The organism is Lysobacter enzymogenes (genome assembly GCF_017355525.1).
Lineage (GTDB): Bacteria > Pseudomonadota > Gammaproteobacteria > Xanthomonadales > Xanthomonadaceae > Lysobacter > Lysobacter enzymogenes_C.
The window spans coordinates 2,036,285-2,061,243 of record NZ_CP067395.1 but is presented as its reverse complement, the minus strand read 5'-3'; the positions used below and the strand labels follow the sequence as shown (position 1 = coordinate 2,061,243).

At 69.8% G+C, this 24,959-nt stretch carries 26 protein-coding genes; 17 read left to right on the top strand and 9 right to left on the bottom strand.

All coding sequences use genetic code 11. The annotated features are described in order from the left end of the window. The first annotated feature begins 19 nt into the window (after positions 1 to 19). The 4 genes from JHW38_RS08555 to JHW38_RS08540 all read left to right on the top strand — a co-directional run bounded on the left by JHW38_RS08555 (position 20) and on the right by JHW38_RS08540 (position 4,110). Positions 20 to 1,198 (top strand): acyltransferase family protein, encoded by a 1,179-nt coding sequence (locus JHW38_RS08555; RefSeq protein ID WP_207525539.1) that lies wholly within the window; start codon positions 20 to 22, stop codon positions 1,196 to 1,198. Between the two features lie 262 nt (positions 1,199 to 1,460). Continuing rightward, the gene (locus JHW38_RS08550; protein WP_207525538.1) at positions 1,461 to 3,005 is read left to right on the top strand and encodes a hypothetical protein; all 1,545 of its coding nucleotides are present in this window, start codon (positions 1,461 to 1,463) and stop codon (positions 3,003 to 3,005) included. A gap of 272 nt (positions 3,006 to 3,277) precedes the next feature. Continuing rightward, on the top strand, positions 3,278 to 3,538 hold the full coding sequence (locus tag JHW38_RS08545; RefSeq protein WP_207525537.1) for a YjhX family toxin: 261 nt from the start codon (positions 3,278 to 3,280) through the stop codon (positions 3,536 to 3,538). Positions 3,539 to 3,543: 5 nt separating this feature from the next. Continuing rightward, the gene (locus JHW38_RS08540) at positions 3,544 to 4,110 is read left to right on the top strand and encodes a GNAT family N-acetyltransferase (protein WP_207525536.1); all 567 of its coding nucleotides are present in this window, start codon (positions 3,544 to 3,546) and stop codon (positions 4,108 to 4,110) included. A gap of 51 nt (positions 4,111 to 4,161) precedes the next feature. On the opposite strand, the gene JHW38_RS08535 is transcribed toward JHW38_RS08540, so the two are convergent. The 5 genes from JHW38_RS08535 to ftsY all read right to left on the bottom strand — a co-directional run bounded on the left by JHW38_RS08535 (position 4,162) and on the right by ftsY (position 8,884). Next, positions 4,162 to 4,428: a hypothetical protein gene (locus tag JHW38_RS08535; RefSeq protein ID WP_207525535.1), complete on the bottom strand. Its 267-nt coding sequence runs from the start codon at positions 4,426 to 4,428 to the stop codon at positions 4,162 to 4,164. Between the two features lie 254 nt (positions 4,429 to 4,682). Then, positions 4,683 to 4,952, bottom strand: a complete 270-nt coding sequence (locus JHW38_RS08530) for an oxidative damage protection protein (protein WP_207525534.1) — start codon at positions 4,950 to 4,952, stop codon at positions 4,683 to 4,685. Between the two features lie 55 nt (positions 4,953 to 5,007). Then, positions 5,008 to 6,141: an A/G-specific adenine glycosylase gene (mutY, locus tag JHW38_RS08525; RefSeq protein WP_207525533.1), complete on the bottom strand. Its 1,134-nt coding sequence runs from the start codon at positions 6,139 to 6,141 to the stop codon at positions 5,008 to 5,010. 7 nt (positions 6,142 to 6,148) lie between these two features. After that, a complete protein-coding gene (locus JHW38_RS08520) occupies positions 6,149 to 7,441 on the bottom strand; it encodes a hypothetical protein (protein WP_207525532.1) in 1,293 nt (430 codons plus the stop codon). 6 nt (positions 7,442 to 7,447) lie between these two features. Next, positions 7,448 to 8,884 (bottom strand): signal recognition particle-docking protein FtsY, encoded by a 1,437-nt coding sequence (ftsY, locus tag JHW38_RS08515; RefSeq protein ID WP_207525531.1) that lies wholly within the window; start codon positions 8,882 to 8,884, stop codon positions 7,448 to 7,450. An 88-nt stretch (positions 8,885 to 8,972) separates the two neighbouring features. On the opposite strand from ftsY, the gene rsmD reads away from it, so the two are divergent. The 8 genes from rsmD to JHW38_RS08475 all read left to right on the top strand — a co-directional run bounded on the left by rsmD (position 8,973) and on the right by JHW38_RS08475 (position 15,920). After that, the gene (gene rsmD, locus JHW38_RS08510; RefSeq protein WP_242691271.1) at positions 8,973 to 9,626 is read left to right on the top strand and encodes a 16S rRNA (guanine(966)-N(2))-methyltransferase RsmD; all 654 of its coding nucleotides are present in this window, start codon (positions 8,973 to 8,975) and stop codon (positions 9,624 to 9,626) included. A gap of 166 nt (positions 9,627 to 9,792) precedes the next feature. Next, positions 9,793 to 10,296: a pantetheine-phosphate adenylyltransferase gene (coaD, locus tag JHW38_RS08505; RefSeq protein ID WP_207525529.1), complete on the top strand. Its 504-nt coding sequence runs from the start codon at positions 9,793 to 9,795 to the stop codon at positions 10,294 to 10,296. Between the two features lie 67 nt (positions 10,297 to 10,363). Beyond that, positions 10,364 to 10,858: a hypothetical protein gene (locus tag JHW38_RS08500; RefSeq protein ID WP_207525528.1), complete on the top strand. Its 495-nt coding sequence runs from the start codon at positions 10,364 to 10,366 to the stop codon at positions 10,856 to 10,858. A gap of 403 nt (positions 10,859 to 11,261) precedes the next feature. After that, entirely contained in the window at positions 11,262 to 11,510 is a 249-nt protein-coding gene (locus JHW38_RS08495; RefSeq protein WP_207525527.1) for a YfhL family 4Fe-4S dicluster ferredoxin, read from the top strand. Between the two features lie 38 nt (positions 11,511 to 11,548). After that, positions 11,549 to 13,270, top strand: coding sequence for a gamma-glutamyltransferase (gene ggt / locus JHW38_RS08490; protein WP_207525526.1), 1,722 nt, complete (start codon positions 11,549 to 11,551; stop codon positions 13,268 to 13,270). Between the two features lie 207 nt (positions 13,271 to 13,477). Then, positions 13,478 to 14,074, top strand: a complete 597-nt coding sequence (locus JHW38_RS08485) for a hypothetical protein (RefSeq protein ID WP_207525525.1) — start codon at positions 13,478 to 13,480, stop codon at positions 14,072 to 14,074. Between the two features lie 188 nt (positions 14,075 to 14,262). Continuing rightward, positions 14,263 to 15,153, top strand: coding sequence for an MBL fold metallo-hydrolase (locus JHW38_RS08480; RefSeq protein WP_207525524.1), 891 nt, complete (start codon positions 14,263 to 14,265; stop codon positions 15,151 to 15,153). Beyond that, the gene (locus JHW38_RS08475; RefSeq protein ID WP_207525523.1) at positions 15,150 to 15,920 is read left to right on the top strand and encodes a TMEM43 family protein; all 771 of its coding nucleotides are present in this window, start codon (positions 15,150 to 15,152) and stop codon (positions 15,918 to 15,920) included. The genes JHW38_RS08480 and JHW38_RS08475 overlap by 4 nt, the downstream gene beginning before the upstream one ends. A 385-nt stretch (positions 15,921 to 16,305) precedes the next feature. Here the strand turns inward: JHW38_RS08475 and upp are convergent, their stop codons facing one another. From upp to JHW38_RS08455, 4 genes are all read right to left on the bottom strand, one after another. Next, positions 16,306 to 16,941, bottom strand: coding sequence for a uracil phosphoribosyltransferase (gene upp, locus JHW38_RS08470; protein ID WP_207525522.1), 636 nt, complete (start codon positions 16,939 to 16,941; stop codon positions 16,306 to 16,308). Positions 16,942 to 17,131: 190 nt separating this feature from the next. Further along, on the bottom strand, positions 17,132 to 17,443 hold the full coding sequence (locus JHW38_RS08465) for a hypothetical protein (RefSeq protein ID WP_207525521.1): 312 nt from the start codon (positions 17,441 to 17,443) through the stop codon (positions 17,132 to 17,134). A gap of 63 nt (positions 17,444 to 17,506) precedes the next feature. Continuing rightward, a complete protein-coding gene (locus JHW38_RS08460) occupies positions 17,507 to 17,749 on the bottom strand; it encodes a hypothetical protein (RefSeq protein ID WP_207525520.1) in 243 nt (80 codons plus the stop codon). Between the two features lie 111 nt (positions 17,750 to 17,860). Continuing rightward, positions 17,861 to 19,360: an aminotransferase class III-fold pyridoxal phosphate-dependent enzyme gene (locus JHW38_RS08455; RefSeq protein ID WP_207525519.1), complete on the bottom strand. Its 1,500-nt coding sequence runs from the start codon at positions 19,358 to 19,360 to the stop codon at positions 17,861 to 17,863. A gap of 439 nt (positions 19,361 to 19,799) precedes the next feature. Here JHW38_RS08455 and JHW38_RS08450 point away from each other — a divergent pair, with 439 nt between their 5' ends. The 5 genes from JHW38_RS08450 to tgt all read left to right on the top strand — a co-directional run bounded on the left by JHW38_RS08450 (position 19,800) and on the right by tgt (position 24,817). Beyond that, positions 19,800 to 19,994, top strand: a complete 195-nt coding sequence (locus JHW38_RS08450; RefSeq protein ID WP_207525518.1) for a hypothetical protein — start codon at positions 19,800 to 19,802, stop codon at positions 19,992 to 19,994. A 176-nt stretch (positions 19,995 to 20,170) separates the two neighbouring features. After that, on the top strand, positions 20,171 to 21,355 hold the full coding sequence (locus JHW38_RS08445) for a sensor histidine kinase (RefSeq protein WP_207525517.1): 1,185 nt from the start codon (positions 20,171 to 20,173) through the stop codon (positions 21,353 to 21,355). Further along, positions 21,352 to 21,954, top strand: coding sequence for a response regulator transcription factor (locus JHW38_RS08440; protein WP_057948350.1), 603 nt, complete (start codon positions 21,352 to 21,354; stop codon positions 21,952 to 21,954). Before JHW38_RS08445 ends, JHW38_RS08440 begins: the two co-directional genes overlap by 4 nt. Positions 21,955 to 22,449: 495 nt before the next feature. Further along, a complete protein-coding gene (gene queA / locus JHW38_RS08435; protein ID WP_207525516.1) occupies positions 22,450 to 23,490 on the top strand; it encodes a tRNA preQ1(34) S-adenosylmethionine ribosyltransferase-isomerase QueA in 1,041 nt (346 codons plus the stop codon). Positions 23,491 to 23,710: 220 nt separating this feature from the next. After that, positions 23,711 to 24,817: a tRNA guanosine(34) transglycosylase Tgt gene (tgt, locus tag JHW38_RS08430; RefSeq protein ID WP_207525515.1), complete on the top strand. Its 1,107-nt coding sequence runs from the start codon at positions 23,711 to 23,713 to the stop codon at positions 24,815 to 24,817. Positions 24,818 to 24,959 lie beyond the last annotated feature (142 nt).

Sequence of the window (24,959 nt, the reverse complement as noted above, 5' to 3'; positions counted from 1 at the left end):
CGCAGGAGTCGATGCCCGAGTGCGGCGGCGCTCGTTCGTCGAACGCGCCGCGGCGAATCCGATCGCGATCAGGCGGGGCGGTTACGTGAAGCATCATCGATACCATGAGCTGGATGCGCTGCGTGCGATCGCAGCCCTGGGCGTGATCTGCTGGCATTACGTCCACACCTATCACATCGCTCCGTTCGGCGCGGTGCTGGCGCCGTTCTACGGGCGCGGCATGTTGATGGTGGACTTCTTCTTCGTCCTGTCGGGCTTCGTGCTCGCGCGAGCGTTCATGACCGGCGACCGCGCGCAGCGCTTCGCGGCCAATGTGCGCGCCCGCATCGCCCGCATCTATCCCTTGCACCTGCTGATGCTGTGCGCGGTCGCGGCGATGCAGTGGCGACTCAGCGCGCTCGGCCAGGCGCCGTTCGTGTATGCGTACAACGACGGGTATCACTTCGTCCTCAACTTGCTGCTGCTGAACAGTTCTGGCCTGCAGCAAGGGTTTTCTTTCAATGCGCCGTCGTGGTCGATCTCGACCGAGTTCCTCGTCAACCTGCTGTTCCTGGCGGTCATCGCCGCGCCAAGGAACATCGCGCGCGGCCTGATCTGGCTGCTGCTGGCGGCCGCGCTGGCGACGATGGCGGCGCGTGGGGTGATCAACTCCAGCAAAGCGCTGGGATGGATCGACAACGATGTGGTCCGCACCGCGGCGGGGTTCTTTTTCGGCGTGGTGCTGCACTGGGCGCATCGCGCGCTGGGCGAGAACGGGCCCGGATCCGGCGCGCGCTGGCCGTGGGATCTGCTGGCCGTGGCGCTGATGGCGGGCGTGTGCTGGTACTTGGCCAGCGGACAGTGGTCGAATCTGGGCGACATGCTGACCTGCTACCTCGCATTTCCGGCGCTGATTCTTGCGGTAGTGCGTAGCGCCGCCGTGCGCGCGGCACTGAGGCTGGGGCCGATGGTGCGGCTCGGCGAGATGTCGTATTCGATTTACCTGACCCATTTTCCGCTGATGTTGGCGCTGCATCTGTGGACCGCGCAAACCGGCGCGACTCTGCCTGTCGCCGAGCGTTGGTTCTTTCCGGCTTTCATCGCGCTGGTGCTTGCGGTGTCGCTGCTGACCTATCGCCTGATCGAAGAGCCCGCCAAGCGCCTGTTGGGCGACAAGCGCTCGGGTGCCGCGCGCAGCGCGGCCGCGACCGCGAAGTGACCGTGCCGGATCGTTCGACACGATAGGCATCGCGTACGCACCCAGGACGATCCGCGTCGCCGCCGGCGAGGACGGCGGCATCCGATCGCCGCATTCGGCAAAGCGTTTTGCGTCCCTGCGCTTCGGCTGAGACCCCCATCACTGATCGCGCGCGACGGGCTCACTCTCGCGCCGTTGCTCGCTAATCTTTCTCGTCCTTCGGCGCAGCTCGCGCTCGCGCCGGAGTCAGGCTCAGGCCGATATCGAATAAGGAGATTGTCCAGTGAGTTCGGGCGAACAGCTGAAAGTCGTTTTGGACGGCGCGCACGGCTTCTACTTTTCCGGCGTCAAGGCCGCCAAGAGGGAGAGCGACGCGGCGGTGAAATGGCTCAACACCGAGTTGAAAGGCGAGGCCTATTACCGCGAGCTGTGCGGCAGCAAAGGCAAGCTCGCGGTCGGCTTCAACTTCCCGCCGAAGGAGGTGGGCGAGGAGCGGGCGAAGGAAATCATGTCGCGCGCGCTCGACCGCATCGGGCAAGGCGTGGACAGGCTCAATGACGACAATCAGGCGAAGATGGCCGGCATGCTGATGCGCGGCACCCAGATCAAGGGCGGGCTCGATCGCGGCAAGATCGAAGAAAAACTGTATGCCGGATACGCGCGGCCGCACGATCAGGAGCGCGATGCGCAGACGCTGTTGGCCAGTCCGATGCTGGCCGGCCATCCGGCCCGGTTGGAGGAAGGATTCGGCGCCCTGAGCGCGGTCGGCAAGCTCGAAGCGATCTCGAGTTCGAACCTCAAGCAGATGCGCGAGGAGATCGCCGGGTACAAGGAAAAGCTCGCGGGCGCCGGCATGAGCGACAGCTACGGCAAGAAGATCGACGCGTTCGTCGCCGAGGTCGGCGACCGCTATCAGCAGGGCATGGCTTCGCACGCCAGCAACCGGGCGATTTCGGGGCATATCCTGGCCACCTCCGACCGGCTCGCGGTCCAGGACTTCGCCAAGGCGCTGACCAACAACAACTCGCAGGCCGACAGCGTTTCGCATACCTCCGAATACAACACGAGGTATCTGAAGTCGCACGATTTCGCGTTCTTCAACGTGTATCCGGCGACCAACCCGCAGATGCAGAAGCAGATGCTGTCGTCGACCCGCTACCTGTGCGAGACGCCGGAGGTGACCGGCTCGGCGATCGCCAAGGACGCGCAGTCCTTCAGCTTCAATCTGCCCAGGCTGGTCAACGAATCGTCGGACGGCGTGCAACGGCTGAGCCTGCTGACCTTGCGCGATCCGGTGCGGCCGACCCACGGCGGCAACATCGACGAAGTCAAAAAGCGCATGGAGGGCAGCGACGGCCTGGCCAGCTACGCCGAAGGTTCGCCGGCCCCGGGCACCTTCAGCCGCAAGTTCGGCACCGAGACGGACAGCTACGACTCCGCCCGGCGCGTGTTCGTGAAGGGCGATTCGCTCGAGGCGCTCAAGGCGAACGTCGAATTGGGCCTGTACAAGGCGGCTTACGGCCTGAAGGACGAAAAGAGCGTCGATCCGACCCAGAGCAGGAACTACAAGCTCTACGGCATGCTCAACGAGGCGACCGCGCCGGGCGACGGGCCGGGCAAGGACCGCGCCGCGATGCAGTTGGTGAAGCTGTTCCAGTACCCGCAGCTGATGGTGTCCGGGCCGGTTTCGACGCAGGGCGCGGAGGTGTTCCGGCCCGGCCAGACCCAGGCCGCCAACCTCAGCGCCGAGAACAGCGCGCAGTCGTCTTCGCAGACGCAGACGCAGAGCAACCACGAGCACAGCAAGCCGTTGGCCAAGACGATGTAATCCGCGGCCGCCGGACCCGCCTTGCGCGACGCAAGCGGGTCCGTGCGCGGTCGCGCGCGCCGGCGCGGGTTGACACGCGCGCCGGCGCCCACTAGGGTGCGCTTCCCCGTACTCCCGCCGACCGGCGGCCAAAGAGGGAAGCATGTCGGAGATTGTGGCCACCCGCTGACCTTCGTTTTCTACGAAGGTGGGTAACGCGTCGAGTCAGTTCGCCATCCGCGCAACGCGGGTGCGCGCCGTCGCGTTCGTTTCGGCTACTACCGACTTGCCAAATGAATCTTTCCAAGTACGAGCAGCGCGTCTTGCACGCGTTGGCTCAAGGCGGCTGCATCCAGCATCGCCGTGCCGCCGACAGCGCGGCCATCCTCGCCGTGGACTGCTACAACCGCGACGGCCTGCGCCTGGCGGACTGCACCGTGGCGGTGTTCAAGAAACTCAAACGGCGCGGTCTGATCTGTTCGCTCGACGGACAGCCTTACCGCATCAGCCATCTGGGGCGGCAGACCGTGCGCCCCCAACTCGACAACCGGTGACGACGATGCTGAGCTTGCTGATGTTCGGCTCCGCGCTGCGCGGCGCCGGGCCGGAGGACGATATGCGGATCGAGGAAGAAACCCGCGAACAGCGCGCGCAAACGCACGCGCTCAACTGCGCCGCGTTCGGGCGCGCCGACGAGGCCGATCTGGTCGACCGGCTGCGCGCCGACGGTGCGGTGCGGCTGTCGCTGGTGGCGGTGGAAGCCGGCGAAGTCGTCGGCCACATCCTGTTCACCGAGTTGCCGACCCAGGTCGACGGCCGCGAGGTCGACGCGGTGGCGTTGGCGCCGATGGCGGTGGATCCGCGCCGGCAGAACGACGGGGTGGGTTCGGCGCTGGTGCGCGAAGGCTTGGCGCGGTTGGCGCAGGACAGGTTCGAGGCGGTCATCGTGCTGGGCCATCCGGCCTACTACCCGCGCTTCGGCTTCAGCGCGGCGCTTGCGGCCAAGCTGGCGTCGCCGTTCGCGGGCGAGGCGTTCATGGCGCTGGAACTGGTCGCCGGCGCGTTGCGCGGCGAGGCCGGGCGGGTGCGTTATCCGGCCGCGTTCGGCATCGAAGACGAAGACTGAGCGAAGCTGAGCCGCGGGCCCGGCGCTGCGCCGGGCCCGCGGCGATGCCGCTTAGTTGGGAACCTGGACCTGCGGCGAACCGTCGCCGCACACCACCTTGGTCAGGGTGAAGTAACGGGTGTGTTCGCCCCAGTCGAAGGCCTCGCCGCAATGGCCGTAGGAGCGTTCGCCGACCAGGTTGGTGCGGGCCGCATCGGAATAGTAGTGCTGGATGTAGCCTTCGCCGGGATTCGGGTAGGGCAGCGCGCTGGCGCCCAGCGACAGCACCATGCCGGCGGCGAAGGCGATCAAAGCGAGCTTGCTCTTGGTCGGACGCATTTCGACTCTCCTTGTGATGGAGCGCGGTAGCGCGACGCAGCCGCGGCTGCGGCGGTACGCCGCCTTCCTGCGCAGTGTGGACAGCGAACTTCGGGTACGGCGGGCTTCCGGCGGAGCCGGAGCGGGCCATTCCGGCGAGGCCGGAATGCCGATTCAACACGAAGGCCGGCGTGCCGCGAACGTGCCTGCGACGCGCAGCAGTTCTCAGTTTCGCAGCGCGCGCGTTCGCATTCGCCGTCCGGCGGCGCGGGCGCTCAGGCCTCGGGCACGTAGCCGGCCGGCTTGTCGGCGCCGCCGCCGAACAGGAATTTCTCCATTTCGTCCTGGAGGAAGGCGCGATGCTTGGGGTCCATCGGCGACAGCCGGTTCTCGTTGATGAGCATGGTCTGGTGGGCCAGCCATGCCGCCCAGGCGGCTTTGCCGATGTTGGCGAAAATGCGCTTGCCCATCTCGCCCGGCCAGGGGACGAAATCGAGGCCTTCGGTCTCGCGTTGTTCGTACTGGCAGAAGACGCTGCGGCTCATCGATGAAGTCCTGGTGCGGAAACGGGAAGGGCGGAACGAGGGGCGAACGCGCGGCTCAGGCCGACGCTTCGATCAGCTTGCGGATCGGCGCGGGAATGCCCAGCGCGGCCAGTTCGGCGCGCGCGAACCAGCGCAGGTCGTCATTGTCGCCGACCCGCGCGCGCAAGGCGACCGCGCGCCAGCGCCGCGGCCGCAGTTCCAGCTTGTAGTGGCTGAAGGCGTGGGCCACCGGCGCCAGCGTTTCGGCGTCGGCGTATTCGGCGTCGACGTGGGTTTCGAACCAGCGCTCGGCGGCTTCTTCGTCTTCGTGCTGCGGCAGCGTCCACAGCGCCGCCCACACGCCGGTCGGCGGGCGCCGTTGCAGCAGCACGCGGCCGCCGCGGTCGAGCAGCCACAGCACCTGCGCGTAACGTTGCGGCACCGCCTTGCCCGGCTTGGGCACCGGCAGTTCGGCGGTGCGGCCTTGGATGCGCGCGACGCAGTCGCTCTGCACCGGGCACAGCATGCAGGCCGGATCGGCGCGCGTGCACACGGTCGCGCCGAGGTCCATCTGCGCCTGGGTGTAGTCGGTCATGCGCGTCGGCGGCAGGTGCGATTCGGCCAGCGCCCACAACTGCCGCTCCACCGCCGGCAGGCCGGGAAAACCGTCGATGCCGTGATAGCGCGCGAGCACGCGCTTGACGTTGCCGTCGAGGATCGCGTGACGGTCGCCCCAGGCCTGCGACAGGATCGCCGCGGCGGTGCTGCGGCCGATTCCGGGCAGCGCGGTCAGCGCATCGAGGTCGCGCGGCAGCTCGCCGCCGTGGCGCTCCACGCACAGTTTGGCGGCGGCGTGCAGGTTGCGCGCGCGGGCGTAGTAGCCCAGGCCCGACCACAGGCCGAGCACGGTGTCCTGCGATGCCGCGGCGAGCGCGCGCAGGTCGGGCAGGCTGGCGACGAAGCGCTCGAAATAGGGCGCAGCGGTCTTGACCTGGGTCTGCTGCAACATGATTTCCGACAGCCACACGCGGTATGGCGAGCGCGGGTGCTGCCACGGCAGGTCGTGGCGGCCGCTGACGTCGAACCACGCCAGCAGGCGCGCGGCGAAGGCGTCGGCGGCGGTGTTGTCGGCGACGGGCGCGGGCGCCGGAGCAGATTTACGGCGGGCTTTGCGGTCGTTGGCTTTGGCGCTTTGGCTAGTGGCTTTCATTGCGGCATCAAGAGGCCGGCGCGGGCGCGGCGGCGGGCGAATCGTCTTCGATCAGGACTTCCACGCCTTCCAGCGCGGCGCCGGAGATTTCGATCTTCGGCGTGCTCAGGGTTCCGCTCAGCGGCGGCAGCGGCGCGCCGTCCTTGGCGTCGATCCAGGCCAGCATCTGCGGCAGCCGCAGACGGCCGTCGAAGCGGGTGAGGTCGCGTTGCGTGCGCAGCGCGATGGTGTCGGACAGGTCGGGCTTGCCGGCGTAATCGAGCTGGAAATCCAGCGGCGTGCGCGATTGCCCCAGCGGCGGCGGCAGCGCCGGCCACGCCTGCGGCCAGGCCTGGATGCGGCCTTGCCAGTGCAGTTCCAGGGCCGCGCCGAAGCCGAAGCGGCCGCCGGCGTCGAGCTGCGGCACGGCGCTGTCGGCCGGCGCGCGCAAGGCCGCGCCCATCGGCGCCAGGGTCAGTTCGCCGTCGCGATAGCGCAGCGGGCCGGCGATGCCGAACGCGAACGGCAGATCGGTGGCGCCGCTGAGGTAACGCGCGTCCGCGCCGAGGCGCAGCGCGTCCAGGCCCAGGCCGTCGGGCCCGGCGTGCAGGCGCGCGCCGGCGCGCGTGCGCATCGGCAGGCGCCAGTCTTTGGTTTCCACCGCGACCGCGCCGGACAGGCCGAGGCCGCGCGCGGGCGCGGGCCGGTGCAAGGTCGCGGCCAGATCGAACGGCACCGTTACGCCCGCGCTCAAGGCGCGTCCGCGCACGCGTCCGCGCAGCGGTTTGTCCGGGTCGAGTTCGGCGAAGTCCAGGCCGATGTTTTCGACCGACCAGCCGTCGCCGATCGCGCGGCCGTCGCTGACCCGCGCGCCGCGCGACAGGCGCGGCATGCGCACGGGGCCGGGCGAGGGCGGGCGCGCGGCGAGCCAGCGCTGGAGTTCGCCGATGTCGAGTTGCGGCGAGTCGAGTTCGACGCGTTCGATGTCGAGCACCGCGCCGGCGGCGCGGATCGTCGACCACGGCGCGGCCAGATAGACGCGGCCGGCGCGCAGCAGCGGTTTGTCGCTGCCGGGCACGCGCGCGACCAGATCGCGCACTTCCAGCATCGGCGTGCCGCGCAGTCGGTATTCGCTGGCGCCGCTGGCGCTAAGTTCGAGGCCGAGCGCGCGTCCGGCCTGGCTCAATACGATCCAGCCGACCTGGCTCGGCCGCGACACCCAGCGCAATCCGAGCAACGCCGCCAGCAGCAGCGCCAGGACGATCCACAGCCGCTTGCGCGAGCGGCGGGCGGGCGGCGGCGCCGTTTCGGCGGCGGCCATCGCGCCTCAGCCGCCGAGCGCTTCGGGCAACAGGGCGTCGACGAAGGCTTCGGCGTCGAACACGCGCAGGTCTTCCGGGCGTTCGCCGATGCCGGCGAAGCGGATCGGGATGCCGAACTCGCGCGCCAGCGCGAACACCACGCCGCCCTTGGCGGTGCCGTCGAGCTTGGTCACCACCAGGCCGGTGACGCCGACCGCGGCATGGAACTGGCGCAGCTGCGACAGCGCGTTCTGGCCGGTGGTGCCGTCGATGACCATCAGCACTTCGTGCGGCGCGGTCGGGTCGACCTTGGACAGCACCCGGCGGATCTTGCCGAGTTCTGCCATCAGGCCCTGCTGGGTGTGCAGGCGGCCGGCGGTGTCGGCGATCAGCACCTGGGTGCCGCGCGCCTTGGCCGCGGCCAGCGCGTCGTACGCGACCGAGGCGGCGTCGGCGTTCTGGCCCTGCGCCACCACCGGCACGCCGTTGCGCTCGCCCCAGGCTTGCAGCTGGGCGACCGCGGCGGCGCGGAAGGTGTCGCCGGCGGCCAGCATCAGCGGCCGGTTCTCGTCGCGGAAGCGCTTGGCCAGCTTGCCGATGGTGGTGGTCTTGCCGACGCCGTTGACGCCGACGGTCAGCAGCACGAACGGCTTGGCCTGTTCGTCGACGACCAGCGGCTTGGCCACCGGTTGCAGCATGCCGATCAAGTCGGTGCGCAGCGCGGCCAGCAGCGCGTTGGCGTCGGCGAACTCGCGCGACTTCATCCGCTTGCGCAGGCCTTCGACCAGCGCGGTGGTCGCGGTGACGCCGACGTCGGCGGTGATCAGCGCGGTTTCGATTTCGTCGAGCAGGTCGTCGTCCAGGCGCGGGTTGCGCGAGAACAGGCCGCCGAAGCTGCGGGCGAAGCTGCTGTTGCGCAGGCGCTCGCGCCAGCCGCTCTTGCCGGCGGGGGCGGCGGGCTTGTCGACGTATTCGATCGGGGCGGTTTCGGGCGCGAGCGGCGCGGCTTGCGGCGTCGCGATTTGGATCGGCGCGGCTTGCGGCGCTGCGGCTTGGGTCGGCGCCGCGTGCGGCTGCGCGCTTTGGGCCGGCGCGGCTTGAGCCGACGCTACTTGAGCCGGCGCGACTTGAGCCGGCGCGACCGCGAGCGGAGCCGTTGCGACCGGCGCGGGCTCGACCGGCGCAGGCGGGACGGGAACGCTCGCCGCCGGCAAGGCTGAGGGAACGGATTCGGCGCGCGCGGCTTCGACCGCGGGCGCCGTGGCCGGCGCCGATGCGTCCGCGACGGTTTCCGCAGCGGGCGCCGCCGGTGCGGCTACGGGCGCTTCGGCCGCCGGTTCCGCGGCATCGGCGAAGGTTTCAGGCTGCGCGCCGGGAATGGCCGCGGCCAGCTCCTCGAGGCTGTATTCGCGCTCGGACGGCTTGCCGGCGTCGGGCTTCTTGCGGCGGAAAAAACTGAGCATGAGACGTGAGATGGGGGCATGCGCGAGAATCCATACATGCTAGCACCGGCCTCCCTCCGCCCCCGATGAACCACGGTCCGAGATGAACATGTCCAAGCGCGGCCGCTCCGGCGCACGTTTCCCGGCCGGTTCCGCCGGCGATGGCTCCGCCGCCCGCGGCGCCGCCGGGTCCGGCCGCGGCCCGGCCGGCAAGGTCCGCATCATCGGCGGGCGCTGGCGCGGCACCCGCCTCAACGTCGGCGACGCGCCGGGCCTGCGCCCGACCTCCGACCGGGTCCGCGAAACCTTGTTCAACTGGTTGCAGCCGATGCTGCCGGGCGCGCGCGCGCTCGACCTGTTCGCCGGCAGCGGCGCGCTCGGCATGGAGGCGCTGTCGCGCGGCGCCGCCGGCGCGGTGCTGGTCGAACGCGACCCGGCCCTGGCCGCGGAACTGCGCGCGCTGGCCGCGCGCCTGCCCGGCGGCGAGGCGGCGCGGGTGGTCCAGGCCGACGCGCTGAGCTGGCTGACGCAGCCGCCGGCGGCCGGCGAGGCCGGCTTCGACCTGGCCTTCGTCGACCCGCCGTTCGCGGCCGGCCTGTGGGACGCGGTCTGGCCGGCGCTGTTGCCGAGGCTGGCGCCTGCGGCCTGGCTGTACGTGGAAGCCCCGCTGGACGCGGCGCTGGCGCTGCCGGCCGGGTGGACGCCGCACCGCGACGGCGCCACCCGCGAAGTGCGCTACGCCGTATACCGCCGTACCGGCTGAGCCTGCCGGCCCGGCCCGCCGGGGCCGCCGCGGCAGTGGCCGCACAGCGGCGATTTGCGCCCTCCCGCGCGGGGTTCCCCGCGCGCGGACGGCTGCTACACTGCGCCGCAACCGGCGGGGGAGGCCTACCCGCTCCCGCTCTTTCCCGCAAAGAACGATCCCACGAATGAGCTCGGCCCGCCTGCGTACCGCCGTCTATCCCGGCACGTTCGACCCGATCACCAACGGCCATATCGACCTGGTCGACCGCGCCGCGCCGCTGTTCGAGCGCATGGTCATCGGCGTGGCCGAAAGCCCCGGCAAGGGCCCGGCGCTGCCGCTGGAGGTGCGCGTGGACCTCGCGCGCAAGGCGGTGGCCCATCACCCGCACGTCGAGGTGCGCGGCTTCAACTGCCTGCTCGCCCACTTCGTCGCCGAAATCGGCGGCGGCGTGCTGCTGCGCGGCCTGCGCGCGGTGTCCGACTTCGAATACGAATTCCAGCTGGCGAGCATGAACCGCCATCTGATTCCCGACGTCGAGACCCTGTTCCTGACCCCGGCCGAGCAGTACGGCTTCATCTCCTCGTCGCTGGTGCGCGAAATCGCGCGCCTGGGCGGCGACGTTTCCGGCTTCGTGCCGCCGGCGGTGGTGCAAGCGCTGCAGGCCGAGTGGCAACGCAAGCCATCCTGATCGCGCGCCGATCCGCGCACCCATTCCCACCAAGCCACACCCGAACCGATACCCAAGGGGCCTACCGATGAAAACTTCCTCCCGTCTGCTGTTGATCGCCTGCCTGGCGCTGCCGTTCGTCGCCGCCTGCCAGAAAGAGGAGAAGAAGGAGGTCGCCGCCGAGGCCGCGCCGCTGTCGGCGCCCAAGACCAGCGACGAGAACGCCTGGAACGCCTATCTGACCGACGTCATCAAGCGCAACCTCGACGGCGTCAGCGGCAGCACCTACGTCTACACCCTGCCGGCGCCGGACGCGCCGACCTTTCAGGGCGATTACGACCGCATGCTGGAAAAGGCCGAGGCCGACATGAGCCGCGGCGTGCTGGAAGGCAACCTGGTGGCGTTCGGTTCGCCGGACTCGGCCAAGTCGGCCGACCTGGCCGTGGCCTCGTTCGCCAAGGTCGACCCGAACACCATGAAGGGCGTGAAGTTCATCTTCGTCGGCGCCGCCGCCGACAGCGAGCGCGTCAAGGCCGCGGTGACCCCGGCCGGCGTGAACTACAACTTCGTCGAAGCCAAGTAAGCCCGCGCCGCGCCGCGCCGGTTCCGGCGCGTTGCTGGCCGTAGCGCTGGTTTGCCGATTCGGGCCGCGTATGCGGCCCGAATCTTTTTTGGGGCCCGCCACGGGCCGCGTATGCGGCCCGAATCTTTTTGGAGCTTGCCACGGGCCGCGTATGCGGCCCGAATCTTTTTGGGGCCCGAATCTTTTTTGAGGTTCGTCACGGGCCGCGATGCGGCCCGAGTCTGTTTGGGCGGCCTCGCCGCGGACCGCGCACGCGTTCCGCGGTTCTGTGGGCGCGCCCCGGCGCCCGCCGCGGCACGCAGCATCCCGGCCCGGCGCTATGCCCCGGGCCGGCGCCGGCCTAAACTGGCCGTCCGAGCCGGAACCCCCTGCGCGCCCGCGCGCCGGCGCCTTCGAACCGCCCATGTCGCTGAAGATCAACGAACTCTGCGTCAACTGCGACGTCTGCGAGCCGGCCTGCCCGAATCAGGCCATCGCCCAGGGCGAGAGCATCTATGTCATCGATCCGGCGCGCTGCACCGAATGCGTCGGCCATTACGACGAGCCGCAGTGCGTGATGGTGTGCCCGGTCGAGTGCATCGACCCGGATCCCGAATTCGTCGAAACGCAAACGCAGTTGCTCGACAAGCTGCGCCGTCTACAACAGGAGTGAACCCGATGCGCAAGGCGCTGCGGCCGCGAGCCGGTCTGATGTCCCCGTGGTTGCTGGCTTCGTTGCTGCTGATCGCCGCTCCTGCGTATTGCGAAGCCCCGGCCAAGGGCGCCAAGCCGGCGGCCGCCAGAACCGCCGCCGCGCATCCGCCGGGCACCGCGATCGCCAGCGCGCATTCGCTGTCGACCCAGACGGGCCTGGAGATCGTGCGCAAGGGCGGCAACGCCTTCGACGCCGCGGTCGCGGTGTCCTCGACCTTGTCGGTGGTCGAACCGATCAGCTCCGGCATCGGCGGCGGCGGCTTCTTCCTGCTGCACGACGCCAAGACCGGCCGCGACGTGTTCGTCGACGCGCGCGAAACCGCGCCGGCCGCGGCGACCCCGGCCGCGTACCTCGACGCCAAGGGCGAACTCAACCGCGACCGCGCCACCAACGGCCCGTGGTCGGCCGGCATTCCCGGCCTGCCGGCGGCGCTGGTGCACCTGGCGCAGAAGTACGGCAAGTTGCCGCTGAAGACCTCGCTGGCGCCGGCGATCCGCATCGCCCGCGAAGGCTTCGAGGTGTATCCGCGCCTGGAGAAGGGCTACGGCAGCCGGCGCGAGGTGATGGAACGCTACCGCGGCACCCGCGAGGTGTTCCTCGCCGACGGCAGCCCGCCGAAGGCCGGCGAAATCCTCAAGCAGCCGGACCTGGCGCGCACGCTGGAACTGCTGGCCGACAAGGGCTTCGACGGTTTCTACCGCGGCGAAGTCGGCACCAAGCTGCTGGCCGCGGTCAAGGAGGAAGGCGGGCAGTGGAAGCCGGAGGAACTGTCCGGCTACAAGGTGGTCGAGCGCGAGCCGCTGCGGCTCAAGTACCGCGGCTGGGACATCGTCACCGCGCCGCCGCCGTCGTCGGGCGGGGTCGCGTTCGCCGAAATCCTGCAGATGCTCGAAGGCTGGGACCTGGGCAAGCTCGATCCGGCGCACCGCGCCCACATCCTCGCCGAGGCCATGCGCCGCGCGTACCGCGACCGCACCATCTACCTCGGCGATCCGGATTTCGTGAAGATGCCGCTGCGGCGCCTGACCAGCGCCGATTACGCCGCCGGCCTGCGCGCGACGATCCATCCGGACAAGGCCACGCCGAGCGACCTGCTGCCGGGCCAGCCGGCGCCGCTGGAAGACGACGAGACCACCCATTTCTCGATCATCGACGCGCAGGGCAACCGCGTCTCGGCGACCCAGACGGTCAACCTGCTGTACGGCTCGGGCATGGTCGCGCCGGGCACCGGCGTGCTGCTCAACAACGAGATGGACGACTTCGCCTTGCGCCCGGGCACGCCCAATGCCTTCGGCGTGATGGGCTTCGCCGCCAACGCGCCGGAGCCGGGCAAGCGCATGCTCAGCTCGATGACGCCGAGCTTCATGGAATCCAAGGACAAGGTGATCGCGCTCGGCGCGCCCGGCGGCAGCCGCATCATCACCCAGGTGCTGCTGGCGGTGCTGGCCTACGACGCGGGCCTGGCGCCGCAGCAGGTCGCGGCGCAGCCGCGCATCCATCACCAGTGGCTGCCGGACGTGATTTCCGCCGAAGCCGGCGCGCTCGACGCCGACACCGTGGCCAAGCTGCAGGCGATGGGCCACAAGGTCAACGCCGGCGAATCGACCTGGGGCAACCTGCAGACGGTGATGTGGGACAAGGCCGCCGGCACCCTGTCCGGCGGGACCGATCCGCGCAATCCGGTGGGACAGGCGGATGTGCTGTTGAGTAAGCCTTGATCGAGCGGGGGAAAGAGCGGGGACAGGGGGTGGGGAACTGCGGATGCGCGATGTAGTCGGGCGGCTGCGGATCTTCAGTTCCCTAACCCCTAACCCCTAACCCCTAACACCGATTCCCGATTCCCGATTCCCGATTCCGCTTTCCCGCGCTAGATTGCGCCGCATGAGCGCCGCACCCGGACGCGGCCGTACAGGGGACCCCAGGCAGTGAGCGACGACAACGACAAGCGCTGGTACACCCGCGTGCCTGCGATTTCGGTCGCGATGGTGGCGTTCCTCGTCGCCCTGACCACCTTGGTCAACAACGTGCGCGAGATCGGCGGGCTCAAGGACAAGTCGCCGGCCGCGCCGGCGGCGGCCGCGCCCGCGACGCCGGCGCCTGCGCCGGCGGTCAAGCCGGCCGAACCCAAAGCGCCGACGCGCTATTCGGTGGTGCTGACGCTGGAGAAGATCGAGGTCGTCAACGACGGCACCAGCGGCAGCACCGCATGGACCTTCGATGTCAGCGCCGGCGGCCAGGACCTGTTCGAGCTGCCCTCGCGCGACTACAACGACGCCGAGGACAGCCGCATCGCCACGCCGCGCACCAGCGATCCGTCGATGGGGCGGGTCACCCTGGTGCCGGGCCAGGAGATGCTGGTCAAGATCAGCGGCCGTTCCGGCGGCTTGATCAGCAAGCTGTCGGCCAGCGGCACCGCGACCTTGGTCGCCGACCGCGCGCTGGCGCCGGTGCGGGTGGTCGCGCAGGATCCGCGCGACGGCGAGTTCGTGTTTCATTTCGCGACGGCGGCGACGGCGCAGTGAAGCGGGGATAAGCAGCGGGAATAGCAAAAGCGGGGTTGGGGAACTGGAAATGGGCGGGATCTGAGCGCCTCTCCAGTTCCCCAACCCCGTTTTTTATCCCCCGCTTTTCAGCCCCATGCTTCCCGCTTCACCCCGCGACGCCTAAAATCGACTCCCTCTCCGCCGCCGCCCGCGAGGGCGATCCCGCCATGAAACTCTGGTCGATCCTGGGCAACTCGCAGAAACTCGACGGCGGCGCGATGTTCGGCAACGCGCCGCGCGCGATGTGGTCCAAGTGGGCGCCGCCGGACGATCAGAACCGAATCGAACTGGCCTGCCGCGCGCTGCTGGCCACGCCGCTGGCCGGCAAGACGGTGTTGTTCGAAACCGGCATCGGCGCGTTCTTCGAGCCCAAGCTGCGCGAGCGCTACGGCGTGGTCGAAGAACGCCACGTGCTGGTCGATTCGTTGGCGCAGGCCGGCTTCCAGCCCGAAGACATCGACGTCGTCGTGCTCTCGCATCTGCACTTCGACCACGCCGGCGGGCTGCTCGCGCCATGGTCCGAGGGCGAGGCGCCGCGATTGCTGTTCCCGAACGCGCACTACCTGGTCGGACGCGAGCACTACGAGCGCGCGCGCCATCCGCATCCGCGCGACCGCGCCAGCTTCATTCCCGAATTGCCGGCCTTGCTCGAAGCCACCGGCCGCCTGGAACTGGTCGAAGGCGAATACTCCAGGCTGCTCGGCGGCAGCGTGCGTTTCCACTACAGCGACGGCCACACGCCGGGATTGATGCTGGCCGAGATCGTCGGCCCGGAAAACGTCGGCGGCCACGCCCACGGCGGCGTGGTGTTCTGCGCCGACCTGATCCCGGGCCGGCCGTGGGTGCACGTGCCGATCACGATGGGCTACGACCGCAACGCCGAGCTGCTGATCGACGAGAAGAAGGCTTTTCTGAGCGACAAGCTCGAACGCAACGTGCATCTGTTCTTCACTCACGACCCGCAGTGCGCGCTGGCGCAGGTGGTGCGCGACGACAAGGGCAAGTTCGGCACCGCGCACGAGGTCGCCGAACTGCAGGCCAGGGCGCTGGCGGCATGAAGCCAATCGCCGCGGCGCGCGCGTTGTTCGCACTCGCGCTGGCGGCGATGCTTGCGTTGGCCGCGCCGGCCGCGGCGCAGGACGAGGACAGCGGCGAGCCGCTCGGCGAACCGGTCGCCGGCAGCGGCCTGCGCGACCGCGATTTCGGCGTGCTCAGCCGCCAGTTCGGCCTCGACCGGCGGGTCGAGATGTACCAGTGGCAGCGCTCGACCGATCCGGTCTCGGGCCAGCCTGGTTATCAGCGGATCTGGAATTCGGCGCCGATCGATTCCACGCGTTTCGAACCCGGCCACGTCAATCCCAAGCGCCTGCCGCTGGAGAACCGGCGCTGGTGGTCGGAATCGGCGACGCTCGACGGCCAGCCGATCGACAGTTCGGTGCTGCGCGCGCTCGGCGAATGGAAAGTGTTCCGGCCCAACTTCAGCCGGCTGCCGGCGAACCTCGCGGCGACCTTCCAGCCCGAGGGCGACGGCCTGGGCAGCTCGGAGAATCCGCTCGCGCCGCAGATCGGCGACTTGCGCGTGAGCTGGCGCGAACTGCGCCTGCCGGCGCTGGAAGGCAAGCTGGAACTGCGCGACGGCGTGTGGCGGGCGAAACCCGAGGCCATCGCCGAAGCGCTGCACGCGCCGCCATCGCGCGCCAGCGCGGTGGTGCTGGGGCAGGCGCCGGACGACGGACGCTGGTCGTGGGGCTGGCTGGTCGCCGGGGTCGCGTTGGCGCTGGCGGCGCTGCTGTGGCTGCGCGGGCGGCGCAGGCGGGCGGGGTAGGGCGCGCGCGGATGGAACAGCGAAACAAAAAGGGGTTCCGGTTTTCGCCGGAGCCCCTTTTGATTTTGCGTCGTGTTCTGGTCGCCGTTGCGCGATAGCGGCTTGCGTCGCAAGCGCGGTGTCGCGGTCGCGGCTCGCGCCGCTCCTACAGTCGCTGCGTCGCGGCCGAACCTCCCTGTAGGAGCGGCGCAAGCCGCGACCGCGAAAACCGTCGTGCGGCGCAAGTTCGGCCCAAGCGCGAAACCCGCACGCGCACCGCTCCAGCGGTTGCGGCCGTCCCCCTGTAGGAGCGGCGCAAGCCGCGACCGCGAAAACCGTCGTGCGACGCGAGTTCGGCCCGAGCGCGAAACCCCGAACGCACACCGCTCCCGCGCCGACGAACGCCTCAGGCGTAGTGCTTGGTCCCGAAAATCTTGTCGCCCGCATCGCCCAAGCCCGGCAGGATGTAGCCGACTTCGTTGAGCCGCTCGTCGACCGAGGCGGTGAACACTTCCACGTCCGGGTGGCGCGCTTCCAACGCCTTCAAACCCTCCGGCGCGGCGACCAGGAACAGGCCCTTGATGCGCTTGCAGCCGGCGTTCTTGAGCAGGTCGACGGTGGCGATCAGGCTGCCGCCGGTGGCCAGCATCGGGTCGAGGATCAGCGCGGTGCGCTCGTCCATGCGACCGGTCAGTTTTTCGTAATACCCGACCGGCTGCAGGGTCTCCTCGTCGCGCTGCAGGCCGACCACGCCGACCTTGGCCGCGGGGATCAGCTCCAGCACGCCCGGCAGCATGCCCAGGCCGGCGCGCAGGATCGGCACCAGGGTGACTTTCGCGCCCTTGATCCGGCGCGTGGTCACCGGCCCGGCCCAACCTTCGACCACGGCTTCTTCGGTTTCCAGATCGGCGGTGGCTTCGTAAGTCAGCAGGGTCGCGACTTCCGAGGCTAGTTCGCGGAACGATTTGGTGCTGTTGTCGGCGCGGCGCATCAGGCCGAGTTTGTGCTGGACGAGCGGGTGACGGACTTCGACGATTTTCATTGGGCGGCCTCAGGCGGGGCGGGCGATCTTTGCCGCAAAGGATTGATGGTTGTGCGGCGCGGCGCAAGCCGGCCGTGCCGGGCGGCGACGCAGGGCGTCGCTGGACTCGGCGTTGCAGGTGTTTCGGGGCGAGCGGGCGACGCGGCCCTCGTTCCCGTTGTGCAGGCGGGGCGTCGTCGAACGCGGGAATTCAATCGGCGGTGGCGTAAAGATTGTCGCCGTCGGCGATGGCTTGTTCGACGAAGCGCAGCAACTCGCGCACCTGCGCGGGATCGGTGAAGCGGGCCGCGACCCGGGTCAGTTCCGCGTGCAGGCGCGGCAGTTCGCCGAGCAGCAACACGGTGTCGGCGTAGTAGTCGTGCAGCTTGTGCAGCAGCGGATAGTCGCCGCGCGGTTGCGCGCGCGACAGCAGTTGCGAATGCAGCATTTCGTCGATGGCGAACAGCCGGCGCGAGGCGTGGATCTCGCGTTCGTGCCGGGCCGGGATCAGATCGAGCGCCATGAGCGGGGCGGCCGGGTCGGCAGGCCGGGCCGCATGTCGCCGCGGCCGGCCCGCGCCGCGGCCTCAGGCCGTGCGCACGTACTGGATCTCGATGCCGTCGCTGGCGCCGATCGCCGCGCGCAGCACGGTGATCAGCGACCCGGCGTTGAGATGGTCGATCTCGATCATGTCGACCGTGGCGTGGTCGATCCAGTAGTCCTGGTCCTTGCTGTCTTCTTCTTCCAGCGCCAGCACCAGGATCTGCAGTTCTTCCTCGCTGATCTCGCCGATGTCGGCGCCGGTTTCCTTGTTGGACAGACGAATCATGGTTCCCTCCGGGGAGCAGGAGATAGAAAAGCAGAGTCTAGATAGAAGTTAGCGAAAGCGGTAATGCCGGCTCTCGCTAACTCCTAGCTCCTAGACGCCAACTCCTGGCTCTTAGGCCGCCGCGGCCTGCTGCGCGCGCGGACCCTCGCGCAGCGCCCGGCCGACCATCGACACCAGCAGTTCCAGCTCGTCGCTGGCGATGGTGAAGTTGGGGGTGAAGCGCAGCGAGTTGGCGCCGCCGTGGATCACGCCGATGCCGCGCTCGCGCAGCCATTCCTCGGTGGAGCCGGCGCCGAAGCACTTGAACTGCGGGGCCAGTTCGCACGAGAACAGCAGGCCGGTGCCCTGGACCTTGGTGATCAGGCCGCCGAGCTCGTGCTTGAGCTTTTCGAGCTTTTCCAGCGCCTCGGCGCCGCGCGCGCGGATGTTGGCGCGCAGCTGCGGGGTGACCTGCTCGAGCACGGCGACGGCGACGTCGAGCGCGCGCGGGTTGCTGGTCATGGTGTTGCCGTACAGCCCCTTGCGGTACAGCGAGGCCGCGCGCTCGCCGACGGCGAGCACCGACAGCGGGTACTGGCCGGCGTTGAGCGCCTTGGAATAGGTTTCCATGTCCGGCGCGTCGAGGCCTTCGAAACCCGGGTAGTCGACGATCGACAGCACGCCGTGGGCGCGCAGGCCGGCCTGGATCGAGTCGACCAGCAGCAGCGAGCCGTGGTCGCGGGTGAGTTCGCGCGCCAGCTGGTAGAACGCCGGCGGCACGCCGCGGCCCGGGTCGCCTTCGCCCATGACCGGTTCCAGGAACATCGCCTCGATGAACCAGCCCTTGGCGTCGGCGTCGGCGAAGGCCTTCTTCAGCGCGTCGGCGTCGTAAGGCTCGATCGCGATCACCGAGTCTTCGCCGCGGAAGCTGGCCAGGTGCTGGTTGTAGGCCTTGCGCGAGGAATCCGAATACAGCGCCGGGCGCTCGGTGCGGCCGTGGAAGCTGCCCTTGATGACCAGGCGCTTGATCGCGCGGCCGGCGTGGCGCGCGCCCGGGTCGGTCATCAGCTTGCTGTTGACGTCGGCGATGCGCGCGGCCAGCGAGACCGATTCGGAACCCGAGTTCAAGCAGAAGAAGCGCTCGTACGGGCAACCGCCGCGTTCCACGCCGATGGCCCCGCGCAGGGCGCGCTCGAAGCGCAGCTGCGACAGCGACGGGGTCATGATGTTGGCCATCACCTGCGGCTTGGCCATCGCGGCGATCACCGCCGAGGGGGTGTGGCCGAAGCCGAGCATGCCGTAGCCGCCGGAGTCGTGCAGCACCGCGCCCTTGAGGGTGACGACCCAGGGGCCGCGCGCGGTCAAGGCGACGTACGGGTTGACGCCGTCGTCGGGGTAGAAGTTGACGTAGCCGGACTGGACCGCCTGGATCTGCGCGTCCTCGTCGAGGTCGAGCAGGTCGGCGTGCAGGTCGCGGATCAATGCGTATTCGGCGGCCGCGGCGGCGATGGCTTCGGCCAGTTCCGGATGGTTGACGGCGAAGCGGGCGACGGTGTCGTCGTCCAGGCCGACGGTGCGGCGTTTGCCGGCGTGGGCGCGCAGCGGCGCGAGCGAAGCGAGCAGGTGGGTCATGGCGGGTCTCCTGAATCGGTGTCGTCGGCGTCCTGCCGATGTGTTGCGTGAGCAGACGGTCCGCCCCCTGGCCGGACCCTCGCAGTTGCAGCGGCCCCCGGCCGCCAAGCGCCATCTCTCACAACGGGAATGGGTATTCAGCTAACTCCTTGAAACGCCGGAAAACCGCGCAAAAATTTTGCGTAAGGCCTGGGTCTTTTGACGATTTTTCGTTTCATTTCAATGATTTAGAGGAGTCTAGCACGTCCGCCCAGCGCCGATAACCCCCTGCGCGCGGCCGCTGGTTTGGCGGTTTCGGGCCGGCGCGCGGCCGCGATTGGCGACATTGGTGACGCTTGTCACCGGCGATCGGTGGCTGGCCGCACTGCCGTGCAACGCCGGCGGAACCGACAGTGGAGGCGAACCTCGGCCCCAGCCGGCCGGCCCCTGCGAGGCAGCGATGAGCGCGATCCACCCGTTCCACCATGTCGTCGCCGAGACCGCGCGCCAGCCGCGCCCGACGCCGCCGGCAGGCGTGCCGGCGTACGCCCGCGCCGCCGCCGCGCCGCCGCGCACGGCCGCACGCGAGCGCAGCGTGGCCGCCTGCGGCCGGGTCGCGGCGGGCCGATCGGCCGAACGCGCCGAACTCCGCTAAAGTCCGCATCGTTCGTGGCCCGCATGCATCCGAACCAAGCCTTTCCCGCTGCCGCGCCGCGCGCAGAGGATGGATGGCCGGGCCGCGCCGCCACCGCCGCGATCTTCGCTGCGATCGTCTCGCGTTACCCCGGAACGCCCGGCGCCGCGCGCCCGTTCTCCAGGATCCACACCCTCATGCGCACGCCCGGCCCACCGCTCGACGCCCACGACAACCTGCTGGGGTGGCACCTGGCTTCGTTGCTGTACCTGAGCTTCGTGTTCATTCCGGTGTTCAACTTCCCGGCGCCGTGGTGGCTGCTGGCGATGGCGATCGCCTCGGTGCTGGTGTTCCTGCCGCTGTACTGGGCGTTCTATCGCGGCGGCGCCACCCTGCGGCTGTGGCTGGTGCTGGCGGTGGCGGGGCTGGGTTTCGTCACCGTGCCGTTCGGGATCGGCGGCGGCACCTATCTGATTTTCTCGGCCGGCATGATCGCCAGCTTCCTGCCGCTGTGGCGCGGGCTGGCGCTGACCGCGGCGCTGTTCGCGCTGTTCGCGGCCGAATCGATCGCGACCCTGCCGGCGCAGGGCGCGCCGGTGTTCAGCGTGCTGATCCAGTCGCTGGTCGGCGCGATCGTGTTCACCGGCGTGCTGGCCGCGCGCTCGCGCGAGCGCCGCAACGCCGAGCTGCGCCTGACCCAGGAAGAAGTGCGGCGCCTGGCCAGCCTGGCCGAGCGCGAGCGCATCGGCCGCGACCTGCACGACCTGCTCGGCCACACCTTGTCGGTGGTGGTGTTGAAGTCGCAGTTGGCCGCGCGTTTGATCGAACACGACAAGCGCGCCGCGCAGGACCAGATCAGCGAAGTCGAGCGGGTCGCGCGCGAAGCGCTGACCCAGGTCCGCGAGGCGGTCGCCGGCATCCGCGCCAACGGCCTGCAGGCCGAACTGGCGGCGGCGCGGCTGGCCCTGCTCGGCGGCGAAATCAGCCTGGACCAGCGGCTCGATCCGATCGACCTGCCGGTCGCGGTGGAGACCGCGCTGGCGCTGGCGCTGCGCGAATCGGTCACCAACGTGCTGCGGCATGCGCGCGCGCGCCGGGTCGAGGTGGAACTGACCCAGGACGCGCGCGGCGGCATCGCCCTGCGCATCGTCGACGACGGCCGCGGCGGCGTCGGCGCCGAGGGCCACGGCCTGACCGGCATGCGCGAGCGCCTGCGCTCGGTCGGCGGCGTGCTGGAAATCGAATCTCCTCCCGGCGCGGGCACGCGCCTGAGCCTGCTGGTGTCGCGCGAGGCGCTCAGCGCCGCGCGCCGGCTGCCGGCCTCCGCCGCTCCTGCCGGGTCCGTGCGCCAACCGGCGCTGCTCGAACGAGGTACCGCATGATCCGTCTGCTTCTCGCCGAAGACCAAGCCCTGGTGCGCGGCGCCCTGGCCGCGCTGTTGAACCTGGAACCCGACATCGAGGTGATCGCCGAAGCCGGCGACGGCGCCCAGGCCTGGGAGGCGGTCAAGCGCGTGCAGCCGGACGTGGTGGTCACCGACATCGAGATGCCCGGCATGACCGGCATCGACCTGGCCATGCGGGTGCGCGATTCGGGCATGCCGACCCGGGTGGTGATCGTCACCACCTTCGGCCGCGCCGGCTACCTGCGCCGGGCGATGGACGCCGGGGTGCGCGGCTACCTGCTCAAGGACGCGCCGGCCGGGCAACTGGCCGAAGCGCTGCGCCAGGTCCACCGCGGCGGCCGCGCGATCGACCCGCAGCTGGCGGTCGCGGCGTGGAGCGACGAAGACCCGCTGACCGAACGCGAGCGGCAGGTGCTGCGGCTGGCCGGCGAGGGCTTGTCGACGGCCGAGATCGGCGAGCGGCTGCATTTGAGCCAAGGCACGGTGCGCAACTATCTGTCCGAGGCGATCGGCAAGCTCGACAGCAGCAACCGGATCGAGGCGTACCGGCGCGCGCGCCAGAACGGGTGGTTGTAGCCCCCTGTAGGAGCGGCGCGAGCCGCGACCGCGGGGTATCCGCTCGCGGCGCACGTCCGGCTGGCCGGCAGGGCGGGTATGAGGCTTTGGACCCCCTGATTAACAGTCAGCGGCTCTAACGACAGTTCAGCGCGTAAGGCGGGCCAGGGTTGGATCTCGCCCGGCCGGCGCGCCTCGGCGCTCACAGGGCCGTGCAGCGGCCGGAGCTCCCTGTAGGAGCGGCGCAAGCCGCGACCGCGGTGTCGCCGCCCGCGCCGAAAGTTCATCGCAGTTGCGTTGTCGCGGTCGCGGCTCGCGCCGCTCCTACAGGGAGATCGCGTGGCTTCGAGGGCTGCGGCAGGCCGGGCTGAACCGCTGTTTTGGCGCTCGCGGGCTTTAGCCGGGATAATGGCCCGTTCTCCTCCTCGATCCGGACCGGCCGTTTGGCCGGGAGTGCGGCCGATTGGCCGGGCTTCGGATGGGGCGGCGCTTCGCGCTCAATTACTTCGGTTCCCTTTGAAAAAGTCCGACTTCCATTACGACCTGCCGCCCGAGCTGATCGCCCAGGCGCCGCTGGCCGAGCGTTCGGCCAGCCGGCTGCTGCTGGTGCCGCCGGCGCCGGCCGCGCTCGAAGACCGCAGCTTCCGCGACCTGGTGCAGCTGTTGCAGCCCGGCGATCTGTTGGTGTTCAACGACACCCGGGTGATCCCGGCGCGCCTGTTCGGGCAGAAAAGCACCGGCGGCCGGGTCGAGATCCTGATCGAGCGCCTGCTCGGCGGCAACGAAGCGCGCGCCCAGCTCGGCGTCAGCAAGTCGCCGAAGGAAGGCGCGCGCATCGCCCTGGACGCCGGCGGCGAGGCCGAGGTGCTCGGCCGCGACGGCGAGTTCTACCGGCTGCGCTTCCACGTGTCCGAGTCGCTGGAGCAATGGCTGCTGCACGCCGGCCGCCTGCCGCTGCCGCCGTACATCCAGCGCGAGCCCGGCCAGGACGACGCTGAGCGCTACCAGACCGTGTTCGCGCGCGAGATCGGCGCGGTCGCCGCGCCGACCGCCGGCCTGCATTTCGACGAAACCCTGCTGCAAGCGCTGCGCGAGCGCGGCGTGCAGTTCGGCCAGGTCACCCTGCACGTCGGCGCCGGCACCTTCCAGCCGGTGCGCGCGGACGATCTGAGCCAGCACGTGATGCACAGCGAATGGCTCAACGTCGGCGCCGGGCTGGTCGAGCAGATCCGCCGCACCCGCGCCGCCGGCGGCCGGGTGATCGGCGTCGGCACGACCGTGGTGCGCGCGCTGGAAAGCGCGACCCGCCAGGGCGGCGGCGAATTGCAGCCGTTCGCCGGCGAAACCCGCTTGTTCATCCTGCCGGGCTACCGCATCCGTTCGGTCGACGCGATGGTCACCAACTTCCATCTGCCGGAAAGCACGCTGCTGATGATGATCTCGGCGTTCGCCGGCAAGCAGCGCGTGTTCGAGGCCTATGCGCATGCGATCGCGCAGCGGTATCGGTTCTTTTCGTACGGGGACGCGATGCTGCTGTGGGCAACCGAAGATACGTAGCGCCGCCGCTGCGTCCCGAAGCCCCGTCGTTCGGCGAAGTCCGCAAGCCGCCAACCGTCGTTCTCGCTTCGCCGCGACGCAAGGCAGAATCAAAAACGGATTCCGGCTTGCGCCGCAATGACGGAATCGAGCGGTTCCGACCCAAGCTTCCATCGACTCCCGATTTTCAGTCCACGCGCGTCGCCCCCATGCGCCCGCTACCCATCCAAGGAACCCGCGCATGAGCCGCATGTCCTTCCAGCTTCTCGGCCAAGACGGCGCCGCGCGCCGCGGCCGCCTGACGTTTCCGCGCGGCACCGTCGAAACCCCGGCGTTCATGCCGGTCGGCACCTACGGCTCGGTCAAGGGCATCATGCCCGAGCACGTGCGCGACCTCGGCGCGCAGATCATCCTCGGCAACACCTTTCATTTGTATTTGCGCCCCGGCCTGGATGTGATCGGCGACCACGGCGGGCTGCACGGCTTCGCCCGCTGGAACGGGCCGATCCTGACCGACTCCGGCGGCTTCCAGGTGTTCTCGCTCGCGCACCGGCGCAAGATCACCGAGCAGGGCGTGACCTTCGCCTCGCCGGTCGACGGCAGCAAGGTGTTCCTCGGGCCGGAAGAAAGCATGAACATCCAGCGCGTGCTGGATTCGGACATCGTCATGATCTTCGACGAGTGCACGCCGTACCCGGCCACCGAAGACGTCGCGCGCAAGTCGATGGAGCTGAGCCTGCGCTGGGCCGAACGCTCGAAGAAGGCCCACGAAGGCAACGACGCGGCGCTGTTCGGCATCGTCCAGGGCGGCGTCCACCACGACCTGCGCACACGCTCGGCCGAAGGGCTGAAGGCGCTGGGCTTCGACGGCTACGCGGTCGGCGGCCTCGCGGTCGGCGAGCCGGAGGCCGAGCGCAACAAAATGCTCGAACACACCTGCCCGCAGCTGCCCGCAGACCGCCCGCGCTATCTGATGGGCGTGGGCCGGCCCGAGGACCTGGTCGAATCGGTCGCGCGCGGCGTCGACATGTTCGATTGCGTGATGCCGACCCGCAACGCCCGCAACGGCCACTACTTCACCGCGCAGGGCACGGTGCGGGTGCGCAACGCCAAGTACGAGCGCGACCTGCGCCCGATCGAGGAGGGCTGCGACTGCTACGCCTGCGCCAACGGCTTCAGCCGCGCCTACCTGCGCCACCTGGACCGCTGCAACGAGATGCTCGGGCCGATGCTCGGCACCCTGCACAACCTGCGCTACTACCAGCGGCTGATGGCGCAGATGCGCGCGGCGATCGAGCAGGGAACCTTTGCCGCCTTCCGCGAGTCCTTCTACGCCGCACGCATGTAAAACGCCGTTCGCCCGCAAAGCGGGCGAACTCCCTGTCCCCCTCTCCCGCCCGCGGGAGAGGGCAGGGGTGAGGGCCTTCCCGCCGCCGTCCGCCGACCCGTTCAAGGGAAGGCCAGGACCGCGCCGGCCTCCAGCCCACCCG